This is a genomic window from Streptomyces klenkii (assembly GCF_003626645.1).
Taxonomy (GTDB): Bacteria; Actinomycetota; Actinomycetes; order Streptomycetales; family Streptomycetaceae; genus Streptomyces; species Streptomyces klenkii.
In genome coordinates, this window is record NZ_RBAM01000003.1 from 414,251 (window position 1) to 438,652 (window position 24,402).

Genomic DNA, 24,402 nt, shown 5'->3' on the forward strand with positions numbered 1-24,402 from the left:
CACTCACCCATGCGTACGCACAACCGCACACACACCCGCCGCGCCGTCCTCGGCGCCGGTCTCGCCGCTGCCGGCGGCGGGCTGCTCGCCGCCTGCTCCGACGGCGCGGGCGGCTCCTCGTCCCCGTCGGCCGCGCCCGCCGCCTTCGTCGCGCCGGACGGCGCGGAGGTCGCCGCGGCCGAGGCGAAGCGCGGGAGCGGCCCGGTCCGTAGCGTCCGGCTGACGGCGACCCGCACGCGGATCGACCTGGGCGGCCGTACGGTCGACACCTGGGCGTACGGCGACCGGCTGCCCGGCAAGGAGGTCCGGGTCACCGCGGGCGACACCCTCGCCCTGACCCTCGCCAACCACCTGCCCGAGGCCACGTCCATGCACTGGCACGGGCTCGCGCTCCGCAACGACATGGACGGCGTTCCGGGCGTCACCCAGCGCCCCGTCCCGGCGGGCGCGTCCTTCGACTACCGCTTCGCGGTCACGCACCCCGGCACGTACTGGTTCCACCCCCACTCGGGCGTCCAGCAGGACCGCGGGCTGTACGCGCCTCTGATCGTGGAGGACCCCAAGGAGCCGTTGCAGTACGACAAGGAGTGGGTCGTCGTCCTCGACGACTGGGTCGACGGGGTGGACGGCAGCACGCCGGACGCGGTGCTGGCGGAGCTGTCGAAGGGCATGGGCGGCATGGACCACGGCGGTGGCGGTATGGATCACGGTGGTGGCGGCATGCACCACATGTCGATGACCGCCGCCAAGGCCGCCGGGGAGGGCAAGTCCCCCTCCCGCATGCTGATGGGCGCCACCAGCCCCCTCCTCGGCGGCGACGCGGGCGACGTCGCCTACCCGCACTACCTGGTCAACGGGCGTACCGCGGCCGGTCCCGAGACGTTCACCGCCCGCCCCGGCGACCGCGTCCGGATCCGCTTCATCAACGCGGGCGGGGACACCGCCTTCCGCGTGGCCCTCGGCGACCACAAGATGACGGTCACGCACACGGACGGCTTCCCCGTCGAGCACGCGGAGACGGACGCCCTGCTGCTGGGCATGGGCGAGCGCTACGACGTGCTCGTCGAGGCGAAGGACGGCGTCTTCCCGCTGACGGCGCTGGCCGAGGGCAAGAAGGAGGCCGCGCTGGCGCTGCTGCGAACGGGTGGCGGGTCGGCTCCCGGCGCGTCGGCGCGCCCGCGCGAGCTGGAGGGGAAGCTGCTCACCGCCGACCGGCTCAAGGCGGGCGAGGCCGTACGCCTGCGGGACCGCTCCCCCGACCGGACGGTCACGCTCCGGCTGACCGGGTCGATGGCGAAGTACGACTGGGCGATCAACGGGGAGCGGTACGCGCCGTCGCGGCGGCTGCCCGTGGCGGCGGGTGAGCGGGTGCGGCTCTCGTTCGTCAACGCGACGACGATGTGGCACCCCATGCACCTGCACGGCCACACGTTCGGCCTGGCGGGCGGGGGCGCGCGCAAGGACACGGCGATCGTGCTGCCGGGCAAGCGGCTGGACGTGGACTTCGACGCGGACAACCCGGGCCTGTGGATGCTCCACTGCCACAACGTCTACCACGCGGAGTCGGGGATGATGACGCTGCTCGGCTACCGGAAGTAAGCGCCGCCGTCCCCGTGAGGCGCAACTCGCCGCTCAGAGATCGCGTCAGATAGACGAGTACTGTGGGCGGCGTGCCTCAACTTCGCCTCGCTCTGAACCAGATCGACTCCTGCGTCGGGGATCTCGCCGGGAACGCCGAGTCGATCGTCCACTGGACCCGGCACTCCGCCGGGCAGGGCGCCCACCTCGTGGCGTTCCCCGAGATGGCGCTGACCGGCTACCCGGTCGAGGACCTGGCCCTGCGGCCCTCCTTCGTGGAGGCGTCGCGGGCCGCGCTGGACGCCCTCGCCGCGCGCCTGGCCGCCGAGGGCCTCGGCGAGCTGCCGGTGGTCGTCGGCTACCTGGACCGCAGCGAGGAGGCGCGGCCGCGCCTGGGCCGCCCCGCGGGCGCGCCGCGCAACGCCGCGGCCGTGCTGCACCGCGGCGCGGTCGCGCTGTCCTTCGCCAAGCACCACCTGCCGAACTACGGCGTCTTCGACGAGTTCCGGTACTTCGTGCCCGGCGACACCATGCCGGTGGTCCGGGTGCACGGCGTGGACGTGGCCCTCGCCATCTGCGAGGACCTGTGGCAGGAGGGAGGCCGGGTGCCCGCCGCGCGCTCGGCCGGCGCCGGGCTGCTGCTGTCGGTCAACGCCTCCCCGTACGAGCGGGAGAAGGACGACACCCGCCTGGAGCTGGTGCGCAAGCGCGCCCAGGAGGCCGGCTGCACGACCGCGTACCTGGCCATGACCGGCGGCCAGGACGAGCTGGTCTTCGACGGCGACACGATCGTCGTCGACCGCGACGGGCGGGTGATCGCCCGGGCCCCGCAGTTCGAGGAGGGCTGCGTCCTGCTCGACCTCGACCTGCCGGCCGCCGCCCCCGGGGCGCCGTCCGGGACCGTGGACGACGGCCTGCGCATCGACCATGTCGTCCTCTCCGCGGATCCGCTCCCGGCCTACGAGCCGGAGACGCCGGGCGGCGCGGCACCGCACTTGAGCGACGACGCCGAGGTCTACCAGGCGCTGGTCACGGGCCTGCGCGCGTACGTCGTCAAGAACGGCTTCCGCAGCGTCCTCATCGGCCTGTCCGGCGGCATCGACTCCGCGCTCGTCGCCGCGCTCGCGTGCGACGCGATCGGCGCGGAGAACGTGTACGGCGTGGCCATGCCGTCGCGCTACTCCTCCGCGCACTCGATCGCCGACGCCGAGGAGCTCGCGCGGCGCACCGGGCTGCGGTTGCGCACCGTCCCGATCGCGCCGATGTTCGACGCGTACATGGGGGCGCTGGGCCTGACCGGCCTCGCCGAGGAGAACCTCCAGTCGCGGCTGCGCGGCACGATGCTGATGGCCATCAGCAACCAGGAAGGCCACATCGTCCTCGCGCCGGGCAACAAGTCCGAGCTCGCGTGCGGTTACTCCACGCTCTACGGCGACTCCGTCGGCGCGTACGGGCCGATCAAGGACGTCTACAAGACCTGGATCTTCCGCCTCGCCGAGTGGCGCAACGCGGACGCCGCATCCCGCGGCGAGACCCCGCCCATCCCGGAGAACTCCATCACCAAGCCCCCGAGCGCCGAACTGCGCCCGGGCCAGGTGGACACGGACTCCCTCCCGGACTACGAGGTCCTCGACCGCATCCTGGAGCTGTACGTCGACCGCGACCGCGGCCACGCGGAAATCGTCGCCGAGGGCTTCGACGCGGAGCTGGTCACGCGGATCCTGCGGATGGTCGACACGGCGGAATACAAGCGGCGCCAGTACCCGCCGGGCACGAAGATCTCCGCGAAGGGCTTCGGGAAGGACCGGCGGCTGCCGATCACCAATCGGTGGCGCGAGACGGGGTGAACGGGGGCGGCACGGCCGCCGCGCAGCAGAGCCGGTGGGGACCGCGGATCAGCGGTCCCCACCGGCTTTCTGCTGCTGCGCCGGCTTGGCTATATCCGGACGCTCAAGATCGTACCGAGTGGTAGGTTGCGGATCTGACTTTTTCCGAATCCGGGGGGATTCCACATGTTTTCTCGTGCTTGCAAACTTCTGATCGGTGGGGCCGGCGCGGCGGCCATCGTCCTGGGCGCCGCCACGCCCGGCATCGCGGCGGGCGACGACACCACCCTGCCGTCCGCAGTGGAGACCTTCGAGTACCCGGGGGCCGCGAAGATCCTCAAGGAGCGAGGCATCCGGCTCGACCGGGGCGACGGGCACATCCTGCTGGCCGACTGCAAAGCCTCCAAGGACATCATGATCCTGGCCCGGACGACCACCGACACGAGCGAGGACAGGGGCCGGTACTGCTTCCGGGTCACCGGGAACGGGAAGAAGGGCTACCTCGCCCTGGAGATCCCCAAGGCCTTCATGATCATGACCGGCAAGGACACCACGGTCTGGGCCACCGTTTCAGGGGACGGACGCGGCATGGTCCAGGTGCCCAAGGACGGCGGGGAGGCCATCGGCGAAGGCGCCTTCCGCCCCGACGCCACTGTGCTGGCCCTCACCATCGGCTGACGCCGGCCTCATCATCCACACCGTTTCCAGGGGGAACACCACATCATGACTGCCACACGTCCGCGCGCCGCATGGATGACGGGGGTCCTCGCCTCCGCCGTCACGGCGGGCCTGCTGACCGCCGTTCCGGCTCACGCCGTCGCCGGCGAGCCGGTCGCCGACGGCGAGTACGCCTTCACGGCGAAGCTCGACATCAACGAGGGCTCGCGCAGCTGCTCCGCCACGCTCGTCCAGCAGGAGTGGCTGATCACCGCCGCCAGTTGCTTCGCCGAGGACCCGGCGAAGGGCTTCAAGGTGGCCCCCGGCGCCCCGAAGTGGAAGACGACCGCCACCATCGGCCGTACCGACCTCGCCCGTGAGGACAACGGCACGGTCGTCGACGTCGTCGAGCTCGTCCCGCGCGAGGACCGCGACCTGGTGATGGCCCGGCTGGCGAAGCCGGTCACCGGCGTCAAGCCCGTCAACGGGATCACGACCTACCCCTCGCAGAAGGGCGACACCCTGCGGGCGGCCGGGTACGGCCGGACCAAGGACGAGTGGGTTCCCGACCGCCTGCACGCCGCCCGCTTCACCGTCGACTCGACCGACGCCACCACGCTGCGCGTCACCGGCGAGTCCCCGGATGCCGCCGTGTGCCAGGGCGACACGGGCGGCCCGCTCTTCGACCAGGTCAGCACGTTCCGCGTGCTGGCCGGCGTGCACAGCACCTCCGGCCAGGCGGGCTGCTTCGGCGCGGACGAGTCGGAGAAGCGCCGGACCGCGTCCGAGACCCGTGTGGACGACATCGCGGGCTGGATCAAGGCCGTCGCCGCCCGCACCGTCCTCCCCCGGGTGAACTGGAAGGACGCCGTCCAGGTCGTTCCGGGCCACTTCGTCGCGCACAACGGCAACGAGCGCTCTGACCTGTTCGTCGTCTTCGCCGACGGCTCGGCCAGCCTCTTCGAGGGCTCCGGCCAGGCCGACCCGAAGCTTCCCTTCTGGAAGGAGCACAAGCTCGCGGCCGCGGGGAGCTACTGGAAGGACGCGGAGGCCGTCACCTCCATCGGCGTGGGCTTCAACGACACGGACGGGGTCGCCGTCCGCTGGAAGAGCGGCAAGCTCTCGACCTTCGAGGCGGTCAACGAGTTCGGCTTCGCCCGCGAGAAGACCCTGGTCTACCGCGACAGCTGGAAGAACGCCCGGTCCATCGCGGCCGGCAGCCACACCGACGAGTACCGGCGGGACGACCTGGTCGTCCTGTGGGCCGACGGCTCCACCTCGATGTACCCCGGCACCTCTGACAACGGCATCTCCAAGGAGATCCAGCTGACCCGCGCCGACAAGTCCCGGGAAGGCGCCCAGATCACCTCCGGCCGGTTCACCGGTCAGAAGGTGAACGACCTGGTCGTGCGCCTGAAGAACGGCAAGACGGACCTCTTCCCCGGCTTCGGCGCGAGCGGCTTCCGCGACGGCGTCGCCCTGCGCGGCGAGGGCTCGGCCTGGAAGTACGCCCAGCCGCTGGTGGCGGGCTCCTTCGGCGGCGGCAAGCGGGAGGCCCTCCTGGCGCGCTGGTCCGACGGCAACCTGAGCTACTACGCCGACGTGGACGCCTCCGGCGCCCGCAACGAGGTTCAGCTCGTCGGCTGACGAGCCGCCCCGCTCACGCGTTAGCATTGCTTGATTATTCAAGCAATGCTGATGGAGTGAGTCTGCCGTGAAGGTCGAGATCTACAGCGACATCGCCTGCCCGTGGTGCCACGTAGGCAAGCGCCGCTTCGAGCAGGCGCTGGCCGCGTTCCCCGGTGCGGGCGATGTCGAGGTCGTCTACCGGCCCTTCCAGCTCGACCCGCACGCCCCCGAAGAGCCGCTCCCCCACCGCGAGGTGCTGGCCGCCAAGTACGGGCCGCAGTCCGTCGCCATGGACGACCACATCACGCGGCTGGGGGCGGACGAGGGGCTCACCTTCGACTTCGACACCGTCGTCGAGAACAACTCCCTGCTGGCCCACCGCCTGCTGCGCTTCGTCCTGGAGCGGTACGGGCGGGAGGCCCAGGCCCGCCTCAAGGGCCGGCTCCTGGAGGCCCACTTCGGCGAGGGCCTCGACATCGGCGACCGCGAGCACCTCACGGACGCCGCCGTCACCGTGGGCCTGGACCGCGACCCCGTCGCCGCCTTCCTCGACGGCGGCGACCTGCACGACGAGGTCCTGGACGAGATCGAGGAGGCGCGGCAGCGCGGCGTCACGGCCGTCCCGACGTTCGTCTTCGAGGGGCAGTGGGCGGTGCAGGGCGGCCAGGAACCGGCCACCTTCCTGAAGATCCTCCAGCAGGTCGCGGCGGAGACGGAGGCCGGGGCGGGAGCCGCCGAGGCCGGGACCGAGGCCGGCTCCGGCTCCGGCGAGGCCTGCGCGGACGGCGCCTGCGCGGTCTGAGCCCGGCGCGGTCCGGGCCCGGCCCGGCGCTAGCCCTTCGCCGCGCCCCGCACCTCCAGCCCGTCGAGCAGCCGCTTCGTGGCCGCCGCCACGGCGGTCACGGCCTCCTCGAACACGGCCTGGTTGTGCGCGGCGGGGTGGTGGAACCCGGACACCTTCCGTACGTACTGCAAGGCGGCCGCCCGGATGTCCTCGTCCTCGACGGAGGGCGTCATCGGCGGGCGCAGGGTCTTGATGCTGCGGCACATGAGTCCAGTGTGCCGCCGGCTCCCTCGTCCGTGCGCGAACGGCAGCGTGACAGTATCGCTGTCATGACTACTTCTGATGACGCGCAGACCGTGAAGAAGGCCCCGGCGAAGGACCCTTGGGAGCTGCCCGACGTCTCCGGCCTCGTGGTCGGCGTGCTCGGCGGCACCGGTGACCAGGGCCGCGGCCTCGCCTACCGGCTGGCCAAGGCCGGCCAGCGGGTGATCATCGGCTCGCGCGCGGCCGAGCGGGCGCAGGCGGCCGCCGGCGAGCTGGGCCTCGGCGTCGAGGGCGCCGACAACGCCGAGTGCGCGCGGCGCAGCGACATCGTGATCGTCGCGGTGCCGTGGGACGGCCACGCCAAGACCCTCGAGGGGCTGCGCGAGGAGCTCGCCGGCAAGCTCGTCGTCGACTGCGTCAACCCGCTCGGCTTCGACAAGCAGGGCGCGTACGCCCTCAAGCCGGAGGAGGGCAGCGCCGCCGAGCAGGCCGCCGCCCTGCTGCCGGACTCGCGCGTCACCGCCGCCTTCCACCACCTGTCGGCCGTGCTGCTCCAGGACCCGGAGATCGACGCGATCGACACCGACGTGATGGTGCTGGGCGAGGCGCGCGCCGACACCGACGTCGTGCAGGCCCTGGCGGGCCGCATCCCCGGCATGCGCGGCGTCTTCGCCGGCCGGCTGCGCAACGCGCACCAGGTGGAGTCGCTGGTCGCCAACCTGATCTCGGTGAACCGCCGCTACAAGGCGCACGCCGGGCTGCGCGTCACCGACGTCTGACGGGCGGAGGGCGGGCACCCGGCGGCCCGGGGCGGCCGCCGCGGTGACGGGGCGGGGGGACGCGGGCGCGGCGCCTGAGCGACAATGGCCGGGATCGTGACCGTATGCGCCCCCGGACAGGAGCCGTCCCCCATGCCCCGCCTCGCCCTCTACGCCCTCGCCGTCTGTGTCCTCTCGGTCGCGGCGGCCGTCGTCTCCTTCGCGCGGGGCAGCTGGCTCGGCATCGTCTGGATCCTGCTGCTCGGCGTCTCGTCCAACATCGCCTGGTACTACGTGCGCAAGGCGAAGAACGACAAGGCCGCGGCCGCCGCCGACAAGGCCTCCTGACGGCGGCCCCGGCCCGCCGGCCGCCGTCTTCCGGACCGGCCCGGCCGGCCCGGCTTCAGCCCTCCTGCGGCGCCGGCTCCCAGCGCGGCGAGCCCGGCGGCCACTGGTACGAGGGCCTGCCCGCGGCGCCGCTGGTGCGGAAGGGCCTGCCCTGGTCGTCGATCCGCAGGACCCCGCGCCGGCCGCCGCTGGACCACTGCACCTCCAGGTACCAGGTGACGTCCTGGCGCTGGGCGGCCGCCTTGACGTAGAAGACCTCGGGGTCGGTCTCGCTCACCTTGTACGGGAAGTCGCGCTGCCCGGCCCTGGGCGCGGCGACCGGGCGGGCGGAGTCGAGGTCGACGCCGAAGGAGCGCGTCGCGACGTCGCCGCCGCAGCCGACGCCCGTCCTGTACTCGTTCCAGGCGAGCGGCGGCTTGGTGTCCTGCACCCGGACCTGGAGCCCTTCGAGGACGACGGTCTCCTTGCCGGTGCCCTGCAAGGTGATCTTGATGAACTGCTCGCCGGCCGGGACGGCGCCGAGCTCGGCCACCCAGCCGGGCGCGTCCGGCTCCCCGGGAGGCACCGGGACGGTGCCGGGCGACCGGTCGACCAGGAAGTGCTGCGTGCAGGGGTCTTCGTAGGCGTACGGCCGGACGTGGGCGGTCAGGGGAACGCCGGTGTTCTTGTCCGGGCCCGTTCCGCCGCCGGTCTCCGGCTCCGGGCTGCCGCCGGGGGACGCGGACGCGCCGGGCCTTCCGCTCTCCCCGCCCAGGCTCGGTGAGGGGGACGGCTCGGCGGACGGGCTGCTGCTGCCTTCCGTGCCCGGCTTCCCCGGCTCGGGCGCCCGCCCCTTCGCCGACGGGGCGGCTCCCACGATCCGGCCCTTCCCGTCGTCGCCGGGGCCGGAGCCGCCGCCCTTGCCGTCACCGCCGCCGAGCGTGACGGCGAGCGCCGCGGAGCCCAGGACGGTGACGGCCGCGGCGGCGGCGAGCGCCGCGAGGAGGGTCTTGCGGGACAGCCGCCGACGCTGTGGCGCCGTCGGCTCGTCCGATGGAGCCACAGATGGCGCCACCGGCACCTCGGGCTCCTTCCGCGCCTCGGCGGCGTCCTGCGCTACGGGCTCCCCCGCCGCCGGCTCCACCTTCGCCGCGGAGTCTTTCGCCGCGGAGTCCTCCGCCGCCCCTTCCGCCTTCGCCGCAGGCTCCGCCTGCTGCTTGCGGCCGCGCGTCGCGTCCGCCACGATCCACCGCCGGTGGACCTCCATCAGCTCTTCCGGCGTGGCCTTGCACAGGCGGGCCAGCCGCTCGACCGGCGCGAACTCCGCCGGTACGGCAGTCCCGCTGCAATACCGGTGCAGCGTCGACGTACTGACATGCAGTCGCTTGGCCAGCACGCCGTAACTCAGGCCCGACCGCTCCTTCAGCGCCCGCAGCAGTTCAGCGAGATCGCCCGCCCCCACGTCACTCCCCATCCCAGCCCCCCGTTCCAGGGAACGGCTGTTTTCCCAGGTCAAAGCCTATGCGGGCATTCCCGCGTCCCGAACTCCGCCGTATCGCTGGTCTCCGGGACGCCGTACCGCACAAGCTTTCGCCATCCAAGCACGCCGCTCCCCGCATCCGGTTGAACGGCGCCCCGCCGCACCGCCCGTGAAGAAAGAGACCAGCCATGCGCGCCTCCACCCGCCGAGTCCTCCCCCGCTCCCGCCCGTTCGCCACCGCGGGCCTGACGGCCGTCGCGCTCGCCACGCTCTCGCTCGCGGCGTGCAGCGGAAGCGGGAAGGGCGAGGGCGTACGTCAGGAGGGGGCCGCCTCCTCGCAGCCTTCCCAGCAGGGCCCGGGCGCCCTGCCCTCGGAGTCCTCGGGGTCGTCGGGGTCCCCGCAGGGCGGGCACACGTCCCAGGGCAAGCCGGCCGGGGAGAAGAACGGGGACAAGAACCGGCCGTCCGGCGCCACTCCCCACGGCACGCAGCGGGCCGGCACGACGCACGACCCGTACGCCCCGGAGAACCGCGTGCCCTGCACCGCGTCCAACACCGAGGTCACCGCTGCGCCCGTCCCCCGCCCGCTCAACCACATGCTGCTCACCATCACCAACACGGGTTCGAAGATGTGCGACTTGACGGGCTACCCCGTCGTGAAGTTCGAGGGCGCCCAGTCCGTCCCGCCGGTCATGGAGAACACCAAGCCGCAGGCGGTCACGTCCCTGCCGCCGGGCGGGAAGGGCTACGCAGGCGTGATCCTGTCCGCGGGCGACGGCAGCGGCGGCGAGGGCTACACGGCGCAGAGCCTCGAAATCGGCTTCCAGGGCAGCGACAAGATGGCCGAGGCCGCCCTTCAGGCGAAGGGCGTGCACATCGACAACTCCCTGCGCGTCACGTACTGGGTGACGGACTCCGGGGACGCACTCTCCTGACCACCCTCCTCACCTCACCGTCTTGCATATGGCGCCATAACGGTGCCACCATGACGTCACCGTACGCCACACCGCGACCGGAGGACTCCATGGAACGCGCACTGCCCGCCCAGGCCGAGGCGACGCTGCCGACGGCCCGTCCCACGGGCTGCCCCTTCGACCCGCCCGCCGAGCTGGCCGGGCTGCGCGAGCAGCAGCCGCTGACGCGGATGCGCTACCCGGACGGCCACCTGGGCCGGCTCGCCACCGGCTACGCCACGGTCCGCGCGATCATGGCCGACCCCCGCTTCAGCGCGCGCTACGAGCTCATGCACTACCCGCTCCCCGGAGGGCCCGAGGGCACCCTGCCGTCCGCGCCGGTCGGGGACATGACCGGGATCGACGCCCCCGAGCACACCCGCTACCGCAGGCTGCTCGCCGGGAAGTTCACCGTCCGCCGGATGGACGCGCTCACCGCGCGCCTGGAGGAGATCACCGCGGCGCAGCTGGACGCCATGGAGCGGCGGGGAGGCCCGCTCGACCTGGTCGAGGCGTTCGCGCAGCCCGTGCCCGCACTGATGATCTGCGAGCTCCTGGGGGTGCCGTACGCGGACCGGGAGGTCTTCCAGCGGCACGCGGCGACGCTGATGGACCAGGACCGCTCCGTGGAGGAGATGCACGCGGCGATGACCGGGCTGCACGCGTACATCGAGACGCTGGTGGCCGCCAAGCGCGCCGCGCCCACCGACGATCTGCTCAGCGACCTGACCGCGACCGACCTCACGGATGAGGAGCTCACCGGCCTCGGCGCCTTCCTGCTGGGCGCCGGCCTCGACACCACCGCGAACATGCTCGCGCACGGCACCTTCGCCCTGCTGGGCAACCCGGACCAGCTCGCCGCCCTGCGCGCCGACCCCGGCCTCGCCGACGGCGCCGTCGAGGAGCTGATGCGCTACCTCACCGTCGCCCACACCACCGTGCGGTCGGCGCTGGAGGACGTCGAGGTGAACGGCCTGCTGATCAGGGCGGGCGAAACGGTCACCCTCTCCCTCCAGGCCGCCAACCGCGACCCGGAGCGCTTCCCCGGCCCCGACGCCCTCGACCTGAGCCGCAGGGCGATAGGACAGCTGGGCTTCGGCCACGGCGTCCACCAGTGCCTGGGCCAGCAGCTGGCCCGCGTCGAGATGCGGGTCGCCTTCCCGGCGCTCTTCGCCCGCTTCCCGTCGCTGCGGCTGGCCGTCCCGGCCGAGCAGGTGCCGCTGCGCACCCACTCGAACATCTACGGCGTGCACAGCCTCCCGGTCACGTGGGACGCGGCGTGAAGCGCGGCGTGGCCGCGGCATGAAGCGGCCCCGGGCCCGCACGGGGGGGGCGGGCCCGGGGCTTTCACCTACCGCGGCTCAGAAGGCTCAGGGAGCTCATCGGAAGGCTCAGAAGACGATGCCCGTCAGCGGCGGGATGTCCGGCGTCCCCTGCCAGAAGCGGAACAGCTCCCGGCCCCAGTACGTGTCCCACGGCGTGACGTCGACGGACCGCAGCACCGCGTCGATCATGTCGAAGAACGCGTGGTTGACCTCGGGGATCCACAGGAAGCCGAAGACGGCCAGTATCCCGAACGGGGCGAACGGCTCCACCTGGCGCCGCACCTTGTACGACAGCCACGGCTCGACGACCCCGTAGCCGTCCAGGCCGGGCACGGGCAGGAAGTTGAGGATCGCGGCCGTCACCTGGAGCTGGGCCATGAAGCCGAGGGCGTAGCGGAAGTTGTCCGGCACGCCGTCCATGGCGCCCAGCCAGAAGGGGGCCGTGACGACCACGGCGAACGCGGCGTTCGTCAGCGGGCCCGCGGCCGAGATCAGGCTGTGCTTGAGGCGGCCGCGGATGCGGTGGCGCTCGATGAAGACCGCGCCGCCGGGCAGGCCGATCCCGCCCATGATCACGAAGATGACCGGCAGCACGATGCTCAGCACGGCGTGCGTGTACTTCAGCGGATTCAGCGTCAGGTAGCCCTTGGCGCCGACCGTGAGGTCGCCGCCGTGCAGGGCCGTGCGCGCGTGCGCGTACTCGTGCAGGCACAGCGACACGATCCAGCCCGACACGACGAACAGGAAGACGGCGAAGCCCGGGCTCGCCGAGTAGTCCGTCCACACCGCCCATATGGAGACCGCCATGATGGCGACGAGGGCGAGGAAGACGGGGCTCACGCGCCGTTCGCCGCGGGTCGCTGTCGACATACCTGTGCTCCTGTGAGTGGGGCCGTGACGTACCGGGAGGTACCGGGGTGACGGTACTTGCTCCACCCCTCCTGCCCGTAACCCGGCCGGGCGGGGCGGGAGAGAATGGGCGGGTGCGCTACTGCATCCTCGGCACCACCCAGGCCCACTCCGGCGACGGCCGGGCAGCCGCCCTAGGCGGCGCCCGGCTGCGCGCCCTCCTCGCCGCGCTCGCGCTCCACCCGGGGCGCGTCCGCACCGCCGAGGCGCTGATCGACGCCGTCTGGGAGGACGAGCCGCCCGCCGACGCGCCGGGCGCGCTCCAGGCCCTCGTCGGCCGGCTCCGCCGCGCCATCGGGCACGACGCCGTGGCCTCGGCCGCCGGCGGCTACCGGCTCTGCGCCGGGCCCGAGGACGTCGACCTGCACCGCTTCCTGCGACTGGCCGAGGAGGGGGCCCGGGCCCTGGCCGGCGGCGACCCCGCCAAGGCCGCCGACCTGCTGGACACCGGGCTGGCCCTGTGGCGCGGGCCCGTCCTCGCCGACCTGCCGGGCCGGGCGGCGCCGGCCGTACGGTACGAGGCCCGCCGCCTGGACGCACGGCGCACGCGGCTCGCGGCCGCGGTCGCCCTCGGCGATGCGGAGCAGATACTTCCGGAGCTTGCGGCGCTGTGCGACGAGCATCCGCTGGACGAGCCGCTGCACGCCGTCCGGCTGCGCGCCCTGCGCGCGGCGGGCCGCCCGGCGGAAGCCCTCGCCGCCTACGTCGGCCTCGCCCGCGACCTGGCCGACCGCCTCGGTACGGACCCGGGCCCGGAGCTCCGGGCGCTCCACGCGGAGCTGCTGTCGCCCGAGCCGCTGCCCGCGCCGGGGGCGGCGCCCGGCGCCCCGGGGTCGTACGGCACTCCGTACGGTGCCGGCGCGGGACCGCGCCCGGGGGTCGCCGGCCTTCGCGGCGCCCCGGCTCCGCACGGCGCTTCGCCTGCGGCGGGAGCCCCCTTCACGCCAGGCGCCACAGGCGCGGACGGTGCCTCCGCAGGCGACGGCCTCGCGCCCGCCCCCGGCAGCGGTGCGCTTCCCGTCGCACCCGCCCCGCACGGTGCGGCCTCCCGCGGGCCCGCGCCCCTGTCCGGAGGCGGCCCCGCCTCCCCCGGCGGCACGCCCGCCCACCCCGGCAACCTCCGGGCCCGGCTGACCTCCTTCGTCGGGCGGGAGGACGACATCGCGTCCATCGGCGCCGACCTGCGGGCGCAGCGCCTGGTCACCCTCCTCGGCCCCGGCGGGGCCGGGAAGACGCGGCTGTCGCAGGAGGCCGCCGAGGCCGCCGCCGCGGGCGGGGACGGGGACGGGTGGCCGGACGGGGTGTGGCTCGCCGAGCTCGCGCCCGTCGACGACCCGGCCACCGTGCCCGAGGCCGTGCTGACCGCGCTCGGCGGCCGCGAGACCCTGGTGCGGACCACCGCCGACGGGCTGCGGGCCGCGAGCGACGCCTCCGCGAGCGACCCGCTGGCGCGGCTCGCCGAGCACTGCGCGCAGCGCCGCATGCTGCTCGTCCTCGACAACTGCGAGCACGTGATCGACGCCGCCGCCCGCGTCGCCGAGACGCTCCTCGCGCACTGCCCGGCCGTCACGGTGCTCGCCACCAGCCGCGAGCCGCTGGGCGTGCCCGGCGAGGCGGTGCGGCCCGTGGAGCCGCTGCCCGACACCGTGGCCCTGCGGCTGCTGGCCGACCGCGGCGCCGCGGCCCGCCCGGGCTTCCGCGTCGAGGACGACCCGGAGGCGTGCGCCGAGATCTGCCGCCGGCTGGACGGGCTCCCGCTGGCGATCGAGCTCGCGGCCGCCCGGCTGCGGATGCTCAGCCCGCGCACCCTCGCCGATCGCCTGGACGACCGCTTCCGGCTGCTGACCTCCGGCAGCCGCACCGTGCTGCCGCGCCAGCAGACGCTGCGCGCGGTCGTCGACTGGTCCTGGGACCTGCTGGCCGGCCCGGAGAAGGCCGTCCTGCGCCGCCTGTCCGTCTTCTCCGGTGGCTGCGACCTGGCCGCCGCGGAGGAGGTCTGCTCGGACGGCCCGGACGGCGCCCCGGCGGGGCCGGACGCCGCCCCGGCCCGCGACGTCGCCGCCCTCCTCGGCTCGCTCGTCGACAAGTCGCTGGTGGTCGCCGCGCCCGCGGCCGGTGGCGAGATGCGCTACCGGCTGCTGGAGACCGTCGGGGAGTACGCCACCGAGCGCCTGGACGAGGCGGGCGAGCGCGCCGCCACCGAGCACCGCCACCTCGTGGCGTACCGCGAGCTGGCCCGCACCGCCGACCCGCTCCTGCGCGGCCCCGCCCAGGGCATGTGGCTGGAGCGCCTGGAGCTGGAGCACGACAACCTTCGCACCGCCCTGCGCCGCGCCGTCGCGGCGCGGGACGAGCAGGAGGCGCTGTGCCTGGTGCTGTCCCTGGGCTGGTTCTGGCAGCTGCGGGACCACCGGGCGGACGCCATGCACTGGGTGGAGGTGGTGGGCGCGCTGGGCCCCGACCCCTTCGCCGAGCCGGCGGCCCCGGCCCCGCCGCTGTACGTGTCGTGCATCGAGCAGCCGCCGCCGATGCCGCCCGAACTGCTGATGGAGGCCCGGCGCGGCATCCATCTGATGCGCCTGATCAGCATCAACGACATGGCCGAGATGCGCGTGCCGGAGACGCAGGAGCGGATGCGCGCCATCGTCGCCGCCTACGCCGGCAACCCGCCGCAGGTCTGCCGCGCTCCGGGGTACATCGTCTTCTACGCGACGATCATGACCGGTGACTTCGGGGCGCTGCACCGGACCCTGGACGGCATCGTGGAGCGCTGCCGCGAGCTCGGCTACGACTGGGAGCTCGCGCACGCCCTGCAACTGCGTTCGAAGATAATCAACGACCACCCCAACAGCCTGGACCGGGCCACGGCGGACGCGGAGGAGGGCATCCGGATCTTCCGGCGGCTCGGGGACGCCTGGGGCGTGGCGGAGGGGCTGACGTGTCTGGGCGAGGTGCACGAGCGGCGCGGGCAGTTCGCGCTGGCGGCCGAGGACTACCGGGAGGCCGCCGAGCAGGTGCGCGAGCTGGGCTCGACCGGCCAGCTGCCGGCGCTGCGGGCGCGGCTCGCGGGGGCCCTGGTCGAGGCGGGCGCGGTCGGCGACGACGAGGGCGAGCAGATGCTGCGCGACGCCATCGCCGAGGCGGAGGCGGGCAACACGGACTCCGCGATCTTCGGCCGGCTCCAGCTCGGCATCCGGGTCGCCCGCACCGGCCGGACGGCCGAGGCCCGGGAGATCTTCGAGGAGCTGGTGGACGACTTCGGCATCCGCTCGGTGGTGATGTTCGAGAACCTGATGTCCGGCCAGATGGCCTGGCTGGACACGCTGGAGGGCAAGCCCGCGGACGCCCTGCCGAGGCTGCGGAAGGCGCTGTCGATGGCCCGCGACCCGCTGTCGATGCTGGCCGTGCCGCAGCTGCCCATGACGCACCTGCTGTTCGCCGCCTCCGCCCACGCCGCGCTGGCCGGCGAGCAGCGGCCCGCGCCGGCCCGCGAGGAGCACGCGCTGACGGCCGCGAAGCTGATGGGCGCGGCGGACGCCCTGCGCCCCGGCGAGCTGCCGGAGTCGTCCGTGGAGCGCGAGGTCCGCGACGCCGCGGAGGCGGCGGTGCGGGCCGTGCTCGGCGAGGACCGGGCCTACGAGCGCGCGTACGCCGAGGGCGGCGGCCTCTCCCTGGAGGAGGCCACCGCCCTCGTATGACGCGTCCGACGCCTGCGCTGCCGGCCCGGCTCAGGTCTTCTTCCGGAACTTCGAGACGGCCAGGGGCGCGGTCACGAGCGTGATGGCGACGGCCCAGGCCAGCGTCATCCACACCGAGTGGGCGACGGGCCCGCCGCGCATCAGGTGGCGTGCGGCGTCGGCGAGGTTGGACAGCGGGTTGTACTCGGTGAAGCCCTCCAGCCAGCCGGGCATCTTCGCCGTCGGGGCGAAGATCGAGCTGCCGAACTGGAGCGGCATCAGGACGAGCATCGCGATGCCCTGGACGGCCTGCGGCGTCTTCAGGGACAGGCCCAGCAGGATGAAGACCCACATCAGCGAGGCGCCGAACGCCACGGACAGGACGACCGCGGCCAGCAGGTGCAGCGGGGTGGTCGTGATGGACAGGCCGAGGGCGAAGCCCATGCCCAGCAGGATGGCGGTGGCGATGAGCATCCGGCCGATCTCGACCACGATCTTCGCGATGAGGACGGAGGACCGGGCTATCGGCATGGTGCGGAAGCGGTCCATCACCCCCTTCTTGAAGTCGTCGTTGACGCCGGTGCCGACGGCCATCGCGATGTTCATGCCCTGCATGGCCATCAGGCCGGGCACCAGGTAGTTGAGGTACTCCTTCTCGTGGCCCTTGCCGGCCATCGAGCCGCCGAAGACGTACGTGAAGAGCAGGATGAAGATGATCGGCATGATCACGGCGTCGAACATCGACTCCGGGTCCGCCTTGATCTGGAGCATGTTGCGGCGCGCGAGGGCGCCGATGTGCCGCAGGTTGGCTCGCAGGCCGATGCGGCCCTCGCGGGCGGGCGCCGCCGCGGGCGCGCTGAGCGTAGCCGCGCTCATGCGGCGACCTCCTGGAGTGCGTCGGTGTCGGCGGCGTCCTGCTGCGGGACGGAAGCCTTCTGGCCGGTGACGGCGAGGAAGACCTCGTCGAGGCTCGGCAGGTGGGTGGAGATGCCGGAGATCGCGAAGCCGCGCGAGCCCAGCAGGGCGACGACGGCCGTCAGCTGCTCGTCGCTGATGATCGGGACGTTGACGACGCCCTCGGCCTCGTCGGCGGTGGCGCCGGAGATCCCGTCGAGCTGGGCGTGGGCCAGCGCGCCGACCATGCGGTGCAGCTCGGCGCGGTCCGCCGGGCGGACCTGGAGGGTGCGGCCGCCGACCTTCGCCTTCAGCTCGTCCACCCGGCCGCCCGCGATGACCCGGCCGCGGTCGATGACCGTGAGCTCGCTGGCGAGCTGCTCGGCCTCCTCCATGTACTGCGTGGTGAGGAGGACGGTGGAGCCCTCGGAGACCATCCGCTGGACCTCTTCCCACACCTCGTTGCGCGTACGGGGGTCGAGGCCGGTGGTGGGCTCGTCCAGGTAGAGCACGGCCGGGCGGCCGATCATGGAGGCGGCCAGGTCCAGCCGGCGGCGCATGCCGCCGGAGTACTGCCCGGCGGGCCGCTTGGCGGCCTCGGTGAGGGAGAAGCGCTCCAGCATCTCCTCGCCGCGGCGGCGGGCGTCCTTGCGGGACAGGTCCAGCAGCCGGCCGATCATGTACAGGTTCTCGAAGCCGGACAGCTTCTCGTCCACCGAGGCGTACTGGCCGGTCAGGCCGATCACCCGGCGCAGCTGCCGGGGATGGGCCACCACGTCGTACCCCGCGACGCGGGCGGTGCCCGCGTCGGGCCGGAGCAGGGTGGACAGGCAGCGCACGAGCGTGGTCTTGCCGGCGCCGTTGGGACCGAGAACGCCGAGGACGGTGCCCTCGCGGACGTCCAGGTCGACTCCGTTGAGCGCCTTGGTGGCGCCGAAGTGCTTGACGAGGCCGCGGACTTCGACGGCGTTGCCGCCGCTGCCCGCCCCCCGTGTGGTGTCGTTTCGCGTCATGCCCACCACAGTGCCAGCCGCCACTGACATCGCACCGACAGAGCGCCGACAGGCGCTGTCGGCGATCTTGTCGGCGCGCTGTCGGCGGGCCGGACTGCCGCCGCGCCCCTGCGCCGCAGCGATGCGAGGCGCCTCGCACACCCTCCTCCGCCGCGGCGGCGAGCAACCGGCGCGGCGGATACCGGCGGTGCCGGACCGGCCTGCGAGCCGGGCACGGCACCGCCGGACAGCGTCATGGGGGCTGAGCACCGCTGCGGCGGAAGGGATCATGCGGCCCCGCGCCGTAGCGGCACCGCCCCACGCTTAGTGGAACGCGTGCTCCGGGGCCGGGTACGCGCCGTCGACCACGTCCTCGGCGAAGGCGCGGGCCGCGCCGCCCAGGACCTCGCGCAGCTGGGCGTACTGCTTGACGAAGCGCGGGACGCGCCCCGGCGTCATGCCGGCCATGTCCGTCCACACCAGCACCTGCGCGTCACACTCCGCGCCCGCGCCGATGCCGACGGTCGGGATGTGCAGCGCGCGCGTGACCTCGGCGGCCAGCTCGGCCGGGACGAGCTCCAGGACGACGGAGAACGCGCCCGCGTCCTGCACGGCCTTGGCGTCGCGCAGCAGCTGCTGCGCGGCCTCCTCGCCGCGCCCCTGCACGGGGTAGCCGCCGAAGGCGTTGACGGACTGGGGGGTGAGGCCGATGTGGGCCATCACCGGGATGCCGGCCTCGACCAGCAGCTTGATCTGCTCGGCGGACCGCTCTCCGCCCTCCAGCTTGACCGCGCCCGCGCCGGTCTCCTTGATCAGCCGCGTGGCGCTGCGCAGCGCCTGGACGGGGCCTTCCTGGTACGAGCCGAAGGGCAGGTCGGCGACGATCAGGGCGCGCTTGGTGCCGCGTACGACGGCGGCGGAGAGGACGGCTATCTCGTCCATGGTGACGGGCACGGTGGACTCGTAGCCGAGGTGACAGTTGCCCATGGAGTCGCCGACGAGGAGGACGGGGATGCCGGCCTCGTCGAAGACGGAGGCGGTCATCGCGTCGTAGGCGGTGAGCATGGGCCACTTCTCGCCGCGCGCCTTGGCGGCGGCGATGTCGCGGACGGTGATGCGCCGGGAGCTCGTGCCCCCGTACAGCGCCTTGGGGTCGCGGCTGCTGTCGGGGCTGCCGGGGCCGTTCTGGGCAGGCGTCGTCGTCATGGCGGTGTGCTCCTGTGATGTGTCGTCTCGAGGCGCCCTGACGGCGTCCCCGGATCGTTTCCATGCTGACACGCCGCCCGCGGCCGGGAAAGGGCGGGGAAGGACAACGAGAGCCATGATCCGCACAACTGTTCGCCGGTTCCGGGTAAAGGCTTTTCAATACGAGACGGACCCGTATCGGAAAAAGATCTAAGCTGGTCGGCATGGCAACCGATCCCTCCGGCGCCGCCCCCGCCGCCCCGCCCCGGAGAGTCCCCGAGGCGGTCCACCGCAGACGCTGGGCGATCCTGGCCGTCCTGCTGCTCAGCCTGCTCATCGTGGTGCTGGACAACTCGATCCTGAACGTGGCGATGAAGACGATCGCCACCCCCGCCCCCACGGGCCTCGGCGCCACCCAGAGCGAGCTCGAGTGGGCCATAAACTCCTACACCCTGGTCTTCGCCGGGATCCTGTTCACGGCGGGCGTGCTGGGCGACCGGCTCGGCCGCAAGAAGGTCCTGCTCTTCGGCATGGCCGTCTTCGGCACGGGGTCGGTGCTCTCGGCGTTCGCAGGCTCACCCCACGAGCTGATCGCCTTCCGCGCGGTCATGGGCTTCGGCGGCGCGTTCGTCATGCCCGCCACGCTCGCCATCATCGTGAACGTCTTCGAGCGCGAGGAGCAGCCCAAGGCCATCGGCATCTGGGCGGGCGCCGTCGGCCTGGCCGTCGCGATAGGCCCGATCACGGGCGGCATCCTGCTCGACCACTTCTGGTGGGGATCGGTCTTCCTCGTGAACGTGCCCATCGTGATCACCGCCGTGATCGCGATGTCCCTGCTCGTCCCCGACTCCAAGGACCCCCGGCCCGGCCGCCTGGACCCGCTCGGCGTGGTGTTCTCCGTCGCGGGCCTGGTCCTGCTGGTCTACGGCATCATCAAGGGCGGCCAGCTCGCCGACTTCACCGATCCCGAGGTCTACGGCACGGTCTGCGGCGGCCTGCTCGTCCTCGCCCTGTTCGTCCTGCACGAGCGGCGCTCCCGGCACCCCGCGCTCGACGTGCGCTGGTTCCGCAACCGGGCCTTCTCCGCCGCTGTCTCCGCCATCGCGCTGGTCTTCTTCGCCCTCATGGGCGTCACGTTCCTCACCGTCTTCTACACGCAGAGCGTGCGGGGCTTCACCCCGCTCCAGAGCGGGCTGCTGATGCTGCCGCTCGCGGCCGCCCACATGTTCTTCGCCGTACGCGTCCGCCGCGTGGTCGCGAAGCTCGGCGTGCGCGTCGTCTGCACGGGCGGCATGGTGATGGTCTCCGCGACCATGGCCTGCTTCCTGCTGCTCGACCAGGACACCCCGGTGTGGGTGCTGGAGGTGCTGCTGTTCTTCCAGGGCGCCTCGATGGCGCACATCATGCCGCCCGCCACCGTCTCGATCATGCAGTCACTGCCGCGCGACAAGGCCGGCTCGGGCTCGGCCGTGAACAACACCTTCCGGCAGCTCGGCGGGGCGCTCGGCATCGCCGTGCTCGGCTCCGTGCTGTCCACGACGTACCGCGACGGGATCTCCGCCCGGATCGACGCCCTGCCCGGCCTGAGCGAGGAGGCCCGGCACGCGGCGGGCGAGTCCATCGAGGCCACGCTGAACGCCGCGGCCCGGCTCGGCCCGCAGGGCAAGGCGCTCATCGGCCCCGCCGGCGACGCGTTCGTCCACGCCATGCACGTCACCGTGCTGTGCGCGAGCGCGTCGGCGCTGCTCGGCGCGGTCGTGGTGGCGCTGTTCCTGCCCAAGCGGGGAGCGATGCGCCCGCCGGCGGGCGCCGCGCGGCCGGACGGCCGCAAGGAGCAGGCGGGGGCGGGGGCATGACGAAGACGGCGGGAGCGGCCCCTCCTGCGTCCGCAGCGGCCCCCGCGCCGTCCGCGGCGGCCCCGCCCGGGACCGCCGAGCGGCGCGGGCGGCCCCGTAACGCCGCCCTCGACAGCGCCGTCATCGAGACCGTCCTGCGCCTCATCGAGGAGGGCGTCCCCCTCGGCGAGCTGTCGGTGGAGCGCATCGCGCGCGAGGCCGGCGTCGGCAAGGCCACGGTCTACCGCCGCTGGGCCGGCAAGGAGGCGCTGATGCTCGACGTCATGCGCTCCCTGGAGCACACCGCGCCCGAGCTCGCCGGGGAGTCCGTGCGCGACGACCTCGTCACGCTGCTGGAGACGCTGCGCCGGCGCGGGCTGGCCAAGCGCTCCTCCGCCGTCCTGCGCACCGTCCTCGCGCAGGTCAAGGCCCATCCCGAGCTCTGGCAGGAGTACCACGAGAAGGTCGTCAGGGTCCGCCGCGAGGCCGTCCACGCCGTGCTGCGGCGCGGCATGGCCACCGGCGAGGTCCGCCCCGACCTGGACGTCGAGCTGATGGGCGACCTCGTCGTCAGCCCCATGCTGTCGCGGGCCATGTTCCACGACCGGGCGGAGCTGCCGGAGGACCTTCCCGGGAAGATCGTCGACGCGGTGCTGGAGGGAATCCGCCCGCGCTGACCCCGGCGGGGCGGAGCCGTCGGCTCCGGCAGCGCGGATCTCACGCGGATTATGCCCGTTCTGTCACAGCACGCCCCCGTGGGCCCCCGGACCGGAACCCCGGTCCGCCGGGCCGTCGTCCTCCCCTGCGACACCCCCTCCAGGGGCGTCCGGCAGGAAGCGGAAGCGGCGCATGCCGCACCCACTCGGTGATCACCTATCGTCTGGTGGGCGGGGCCGCAGCGACGGAGAGTTGAGGACGACGGATGGCGCAGGCGTACATGCAGGAGACGGGCCGAGACGGGACCGGTCCGGAGCGGACCGGATCCGGGGCCCGGCGCCTCATGGACCAGTGGCGGGACCGCGGCGTCTGGCGGCGCGGCATCGTCCTCGCCGTCATCGCCGCCCTGCTGGGGCTGCTGATGCTCCTGCACACCCAGCTCCCCAACAAGATCGGCAACCTCGGCAGCCTCACCGAGACGTTCCTGCCCTGGCTCGGCCTCGCCGTGCCGGTCCTGTTCGTCCTCGCGCTCGTGCGCCGCTCGGCGACCGCGCTGGTCGCACTGCTGCTCCCCATCGTCACCTGGGTGAACCTCTTCGGCGGCCTCCTGAGCGACAAGACCGCCAAGGGCGGCAACTTCACGGTCGCCACGCACAACGTGAACGCCGAGAACCCGAACCCCGCCGCGACCGCACGAGCCGTCGCCGCCTCCGGGGCCGACGTGGTGGCCCTGGAAGAGCTCACCAACACCTCGCGCTACGAGAAGGCGCTCGAAGGCACGTACAAGTACCACTCCGTGCAGGGCACCGTCGGCATATGGAGCAAGTACCCGCTGGAGCTGGTCCAGCCCGTCGACATCCAGCTCGGCTGGGTGCGGGCCCTGCGCGCCACCGTCCGCACGCCCCAGGGGCCGGTGGCCGTCTACGTCGCGCACCTGCCGTCGGTGCGCGTGAAGTTCAACGCCGGCTTCACCGCCGGGCAGCGCGACCGCAGCGCGGAGGCGCTCGGCCGGGCCATCGCCCAGGAGCCGGAGAAGCGCGTCGTCCTCCTCGGCGACCTCAACGGCACCATGAACGACCGCTCCCTCGCCCCCGTCACCTCGCAGCTGCGGTCCGCGCAGGGCGCCGCGGGCGACGGCTTCGGCTTCAGCTGGCCGGCGAGCTTCCCGATGGCCCGGATCGACCAGATCATGGTGCGCGGGATGGACCCCGTCTCGGCGTGGACGCTGCCGAAGACGCCGAGCGACCACCTGCCGGTGGCGGCGCGGGTCAAGCTCTGAGCGGGGCGCGGGGCAAGCTCTGAGCGGGGAGGACGGGCGCAGCGGGGCCTGCGGAGCCATCCCGTAGGCTGGAGGGCTTGCCCCGCACCCTCGTTCGAAAGGCCTCCTCATGCCCCTGGCGCTGCTGGCGCTCGCCGTCTCGGCCTTCGGCATAGGGACGACCGAGTTCGTGATGATGGGCCTCCTGCCCAACGTCGCCGGCGACCTGGGGACCTCCGTCCCCACCGCCGGCTACCTCGTCTCCGCCTACGCCCTCGGCGTCGTCTTCGGCGCCCCGCTGCTCACCGCCCTCGGCTCGCGCATCCCCCGCAAGCGGATGCTGATCCTGCTCATGGGCGTCTTCACGATCGGAAACCTCGCCTCGGCGCTCGCCCCCACCTTCGGCACGCTCATCGCGGGCCGGGTCCTGGCCGGGCTGCCGCACGGCGCGTTCTTCGGCGTGGGCTCCGTCGTCGCCGCCCGCCTCGCGGGCGAGGGACGGCAGGCGCGGGCCGTCGCCATGATGTTCCTCGGCCTGACCGTCGCCAACATCGTCGGCGTCCCGGCCGCGACGCTCCTGGGCCAGCACCTGGGGTGGCGCGCGACGTTCCTCGTCGTGGCCGGCATCGGCCTCGCCGCCATGGCCGCCCTCGCCCGGCTGATCCCCGACCTGCCGCACGAGCAGGGCGCGGGCCTGGGCCGCGAGCTGCGCGCGCTCGGCGGCCGCCAGGTGCTGCTCGGCCTGCTGACCACCGTCTTCGGCTTCGCCGGCGTCTTCGCCGTCTACAGCTACCTGTCGGCGATGGCCGTCGAGGTCACCGGCTTCTCGGAGACCTCCGTGACGTTCGTGCTGGCCCTGTTCGGCACCGGCATGACCCTGGGCGTCCTGGCCGCGGGCCCGCTGACCGACCGCGCCCTGCGCCCCACGCTCTACGGGGCCCTCGCCGGGCTCGCGGCGGTCCTGGTCCTCTTCGACTTCACGGTGCACGTGAAGTGGGCCGCGCTCGCGACCGTGGTCCTGATCGGCGCCGCCGGCTCCATGACCAGCACCCCTCTCCAGATGCTGATCATGAACAAGGCCAAGTCCGCCCCCACCCTCGCCGCCGCCTCCAACCACTCCGCGTTCAACCTCGCCAACGCGGGCGGCGCGTGGCTCGGCGGCATCGCCATCGCATCGGGCTGGGGCTGGACGTCCCCCACCCTCGTCGGCGCGGCCCTCGCCGCGGCGGGCCTGCTGTGCGCGGTGGTCTCGGGCGCCCTGGACCGCGACGGCGCGGAGCCGTCGAGGGTGGTCGCGTCGGGCGACGCCGACCGGGAACGGGACACGGCCCAGGAGCGGGTGGGGTAGCGTACGGCCGGAGCGGCGGGGTCCCCGACTCCCGCATCCGCCAGATCCTCAACTCCGCAAGAGACG

Annotated in this window: 20 protein-coding genes; 14 read left to right on the top strand and 6 right to left on the bottom strand. The window is 73.4% G+C overall.

What is annotated here, in order from left to right; all coding sequences use genetic code 11:
* The first annotated feature begins 9 nt into the window (after positions 1 to 9).
* The 5 genes from D7231_RS08570 to D7231_RS08590 all read left to right on the top strand — a co-directional run bounded on the left by D7231_RS08570 (position 10) and on the right by D7231_RS08590 (position 6,492).
* Positions 10 to 1,599, top strand: a complete 1,590-nt coding sequence (locus D7231_RS08570) for a multicopper oxidase family protein (RefSeq protein ID WP_120754338.1) — start codon at positions 10 to 12, stop codon at positions 1,597 to 1,599.
* A 71-nt stretch (positions 1,600 to 1,670) separates the two neighbouring features.
* Entirely contained in the window at positions 1,671 to 3,425 is a 1,755-nt protein-coding gene (locus D7231_RS08575) for an NAD+ synthase (RefSeq protein WP_120754610.1), read from the top strand.
* A gap of 165 nt (positions 3,426 to 3,590) precedes the next feature.
* Positions 3,591 to 4,082 (top strand): hypothetical protein, encoded by a 492-nt coding sequence (locus D7231_RS08580; RefSeq protein WP_241999618.1) that lies wholly within the window; start codon positions 3,591 to 3,593, stop codon positions 4,080 to 4,082.
* Between the two features lie 45 nt (positions 4,083 to 4,127).
* Positions 4,128 to 5,708, top strand: a complete 1,581-nt coding sequence (locus D7231_RS08585; RefSeq protein WP_120754339.1) for a S1 family peptidase — start codon at positions 4,128 to 4,130, stop codon at positions 5,706 to 5,708.
* A 67-nt stretch (positions 5,709 to 5,775) separates the two neighbouring features.
* Entirely contained in the window at positions 5,776 to 6,492 is a 717-nt protein-coding gene (locus D7231_RS08590; protein ID WP_120754340.1) for a DsbA family oxidoreductase, read from the top strand.
* A 29-nt stretch (positions 6,493 to 6,521) separates the two neighbouring features.
* On the opposite strand, the gene D7231_RS08595 is transcribed toward D7231_RS08590, so the two are convergent.
* The gene (locus D7231_RS08595; protein ID WP_106676258.1) at positions 6,522 to 6,740 is read right to left on the bottom strand and encodes a DUF2277 domain-containing protein; all 219 of its coding nucleotides are present in this window, start codon (positions 6,738 to 6,740) and stop codon (positions 6,522 to 6,524) included.
* A 63-nt stretch (positions 6,741 to 6,803) separates the two neighbouring features.
* On the opposite strand from D7231_RS08595, the gene npdG reads away from it, so the two are divergent.
* Positions 6,804 to 7,517 carry an NADPH-dependent F420 reductase gene (gene npdG / locus D7231_RS08600; RefSeq protein WP_120754341.1) on the top strand — a complete coding sequence of 238 codons (714 nt, stop codon included), beginning with the start codon at positions 6,804 to 6,806 and terminating at the stop codon, positions 7,515 to 7,517.
* Positions 7,518 to 7,649: 132 nt separating this feature from the next.
* Positions 7,650 to 7,844, top strand: coding sequence for a hypothetical protein (locus tag D7231_RS08605; protein ID WP_120754342.1), 195 nt, complete (start codon positions 7,650 to 7,652; stop codon positions 7,842 to 7,844).
* A 55-nt stretch (positions 7,845 to 7,899) separates the two neighbouring features.
* Here the strand turns inward: D7231_RS08605 and D7231_RS08610 are convergent, their stop codons facing one another.
* Positions 7,900 to 9,297 (bottom strand): helix-turn-helix domain-containing protein, encoded by a 1,398-nt coding sequence (locus D7231_RS08610; RefSeq protein WP_120754343.1) that lies wholly within the window; start codon positions 9,295 to 9,297, stop codon positions 7,900 to 7,902.
* Between the two features lie 194 nt (positions 9,298 to 9,491).
* On the opposite strand from D7231_RS08610, the gene D7231_RS08615 reads away from it, so the two are divergent.
* Both D7231_RS08615 and D7231_RS08620 read left to right on the top strand, forming a co-directional pair.
* Positions 9,492 to 10,238 carry a DUF4232 domain-containing protein gene (locus tag D7231_RS08615; protein ID WP_120754344.1) on the top strand — a complete coding sequence of 249 codons (747 nt, stop codon included), beginning with the start codon at positions 9,492 to 9,494 and terminating at the stop codon, positions 10,236 to 10,238.
* Between the two features lie 89 nt (positions 10,239 to 10,327).
* Positions 10,328 to 11,539, top strand: coding sequence for a cytochrome P450 (locus D7231_RS08620; protein ID WP_120754345.1), 1,212 nt, complete (start codon positions 10,328 to 10,330; stop codon positions 11,537 to 11,539).
* A gap of 108 nt (positions 11,540 to 11,647) precedes the next feature.
* On the opposite strand, the gene D7231_RS08625 is transcribed toward D7231_RS08620, so the two are convergent.
* Positions 11,648 to 12,451: a site-2 protease family protein gene (locus D7231_RS08625; protein ID WP_120754346.1), complete on the bottom strand. Its 804-nt coding sequence runs from the start codon at positions 12,449 to 12,451 to the stop codon at positions 11,648 to 11,650.
* Between the two features lie 113 nt (positions 12,452 to 12,564).
* Between D7231_RS08625 and D7231_RS08630 the strand changes: the two genes are divergently transcribed.
* Positions 12,565 to 16,188 carry an AfsR/SARP family transcriptional regulator gene (locus D7231_RS08630; RefSeq protein WP_120754347.1) on the top strand — a complete coding sequence of 1,208 codons (3,624 nt, stop codon included), beginning with the start codon at positions 12,565 to 12,567 and terminating at the stop codon, positions 16,186 to 16,188.
* A 30-nt stretch (positions 16,189 to 16,218) separates the two neighbouring features.
* Here the strand turns inward: D7231_RS08630 and D7231_RS08635 are convergent, their stop codons facing one another.
* From D7231_RS08635 to panB, 3 genes are all read right to left on the bottom strand, one after another.
* The gene (locus D7231_RS08635; RefSeq protein ID WP_120754348.1) at positions 16,219 to 17,043 is read right to left on the bottom strand and encodes an ABC transporter permease; all 825 of its coding nucleotides are present in this window, start codon (positions 17,041 to 17,043) and stop codon (positions 16,219 to 16,221) included.
* Positions 17,040 to 18,074, bottom strand: a complete 1,035-nt coding sequence (locus tag D7231_RS08640) for an ATP-binding cassette domain-containing protein (RefSeq protein ID WP_120754349.1) — start codon at positions 18,072 to 18,074, stop codon at positions 17,040 to 17,042. The genes D7231_RS08635 and D7231_RS08640 overlap by 4 nt, the downstream gene beginning before the upstream one ends.
* A gap of 303 nt (positions 18,075 to 18,377) precedes the next feature.
* Entirely contained in the window at positions 18,378 to 19,259 is an 882-nt protein-coding gene (gene panB, locus D7231_RS08645; protein WP_120754350.1) for a 3-methyl-2-oxobutanoate hydroxymethyltransferase, read from the bottom strand.
* Positions 19,260 to 19,462: 203 nt separating this feature from the next.
* On the opposite strand from panB, the gene D7231_RS08650 reads away from it, so the two are divergent.
* The 4 genes from D7231_RS08650 to D7231_RS08665 all read left to right on the top strand — a co-directional run bounded on the left by D7231_RS08650 (position 19,463) and on the right by D7231_RS08665 (position 24,336).
* Positions 19,463 to 21,094 carry an MFS transporter gene (locus D7231_RS08650; RefSeq protein WP_120754351.1) on the top strand — a complete coding sequence of 544 codons (1,632 nt, stop codon included), beginning with the start codon at positions 19,463 to 19,465 and terminating at the stop codon, positions 21,092 to 21,094.
* Positions 21,091 to 21,750, top strand: coding sequence for a TetR/AcrR family transcriptional regulator (locus D7231_RS08655; protein ID WP_120754352.1), 660 nt, complete (start codon positions 21,091 to 21,093; stop codon positions 21,748 to 21,750). Before D7231_RS08650 ends, D7231_RS08655 begins: the two co-directional genes overlap by 4 nt.
* Before the next feature lie 323 nt (positions 21,751 to 22,073).
* Positions 22,074 to 23,009 (top strand): endonuclease/exonuclease/phosphatase family protein, encoded by a 936-nt coding sequence (locus tag D7231_RS08660; protein WP_422396692.1) that lies wholly within the window; start codon positions 22,074 to 22,076, stop codon positions 23,007 to 23,009.
* Between the two features lie 109 nt (positions 23,010 to 23,118).
* Positions 23,119 to 24,336, top strand: coding sequence for an MFS transporter (locus tag D7231_RS08665; RefSeq protein WP_120754354.1), 1,218 nt, complete (start codon positions 23,119 to 23,121; stop codon positions 24,334 to 24,336).
* Positions 24,337 to 24,402: the final 66 nt, after the last annotated feature.

What these genes read in the sequence shown, in the direction of transcription:
- D7231_RS08570 (WP_120754338.1), top strand. Translation starts at nt 10, where the DNA reads ATGCGTACGCACAACCGCACACACACCCGCCGCGCCGTCCTCGGCGCC.
- D7231_RS08605 (WP_120754342.1), top strand. Translation starts at nt 7,650, where the DNA reads ATGCCCCGCCTCGCCCTCTACGCCCTCGCCGTCTGTGTCCTCTCGGTC.
- D7231_RS08595 (WP_106676258.1), bottom strand. Translation starts at nt 6,740, where the DNA reads ATGTGCCGCAGCATCAAGACCCTGCGCCCGCCGATGACGCCCTCCGTC.
- panB (WP_120754350.1), bottom strand. Translation starts at nt 19,259, where the DNA reads ATGACGACGACGCCTGCCCAGAACGGCCCCGGCAGCCCCGACAGCAGC.
- D7231_RS08660 (WP_422396692.1), top strand. Translation starts at nt 22,074, where the DNA reads ATGGACCAGTGGCGGGACCGCGGCGTCTGGCGGCGCGGCATCGTCCTC.
- D7231_RS08625 (WP_120754346.1), bottom strand. Translation starts at nt 12,451, where the DNA reads ATGTCGACAGCGACCCGCGGCGAACGGCGCGTGAGCCCCGTCTTCCTC.
- D7231_RS08585 (WP_120754339.1), top strand. Translation starts at nt 4,128, where the DNA reads ATGACTGCCACACGTCCGCGCGCCGCATGGATGACGGGGGTCCTCGCC.
- npdG (WP_120754341.1), top strand. Translation starts at nt 6,804, where the DNA reads ATGACTACTTCTGATGACGCGCAGACCGTGAAGAAGGCCCCGGCGAAG.
- D7231_RS08665 (WP_120754354.1), top strand. Translation starts at nt 23,119, where the DNA reads ATGCCCCTGGCGCTGCTGGCGCTCGCCGTCTCGGCCTTCGGCATAGGG.
- D7231_RS08610 (WP_120754343.1), bottom strand. Translation starts at nt 9,297, where the DNA reads ATGGGGAGTGACGTGGGGGCGGGCGATCTCGCTGAACTGCTGCGGGCG.
- D7231_RS08620 (WP_120754345.1), top strand. Translation starts at nt 10,328, where the DNA reads ATGGAACGCGCACTGCCCGCCCAGGCCGAGGCGACGCTGCCGACGGCC.
- D7231_RS08635 (WP_120754348.1), bottom strand. Translation starts at nt 17,043, where the DNA reads ATGAGCGCGGCTACGCTCAGCGCGCCCGCGGCGGCGCCCGCCCGCGAG.
- D7231_RS08650 (WP_120754351.1), top strand. Translation starts at nt 19,463, where the DNA reads ATGGCAACCGATCCCTCCGGCGCCGCCCCCGCCGCCCCGCCCCGGAGA.
- D7231_RS08580 (WP_241999618.1), top strand. Translation starts at nt 3,591, where the DNA reads ATGTTTTCTCGTGCTTGCAAACTTCTGATCGGTGGGGCCGGCGCGGCG.
- D7231_RS08655 (WP_120754352.1), top strand. Translation starts at nt 21,091, where the DNA reads ATGACGAAGACGGCGGGAGCGGCCCCTCCTGCGTCCGCAGCGGCCCCC.
- D7231_RS08615 (WP_120754344.1), top strand. Translation starts at nt 9,492, where the DNA reads ATGCGCGCCTCCACCCGCCGAGTCCTCCCCCGCTCCCGCCCGTTCGCC.
- D7231_RS08640 (WP_120754349.1), bottom strand. Translation starts at nt 18,074, where the DNA reads ATGACGCGAAACGACACCACACGGGGGGCGGGCAGCGGCGGCAACGCC.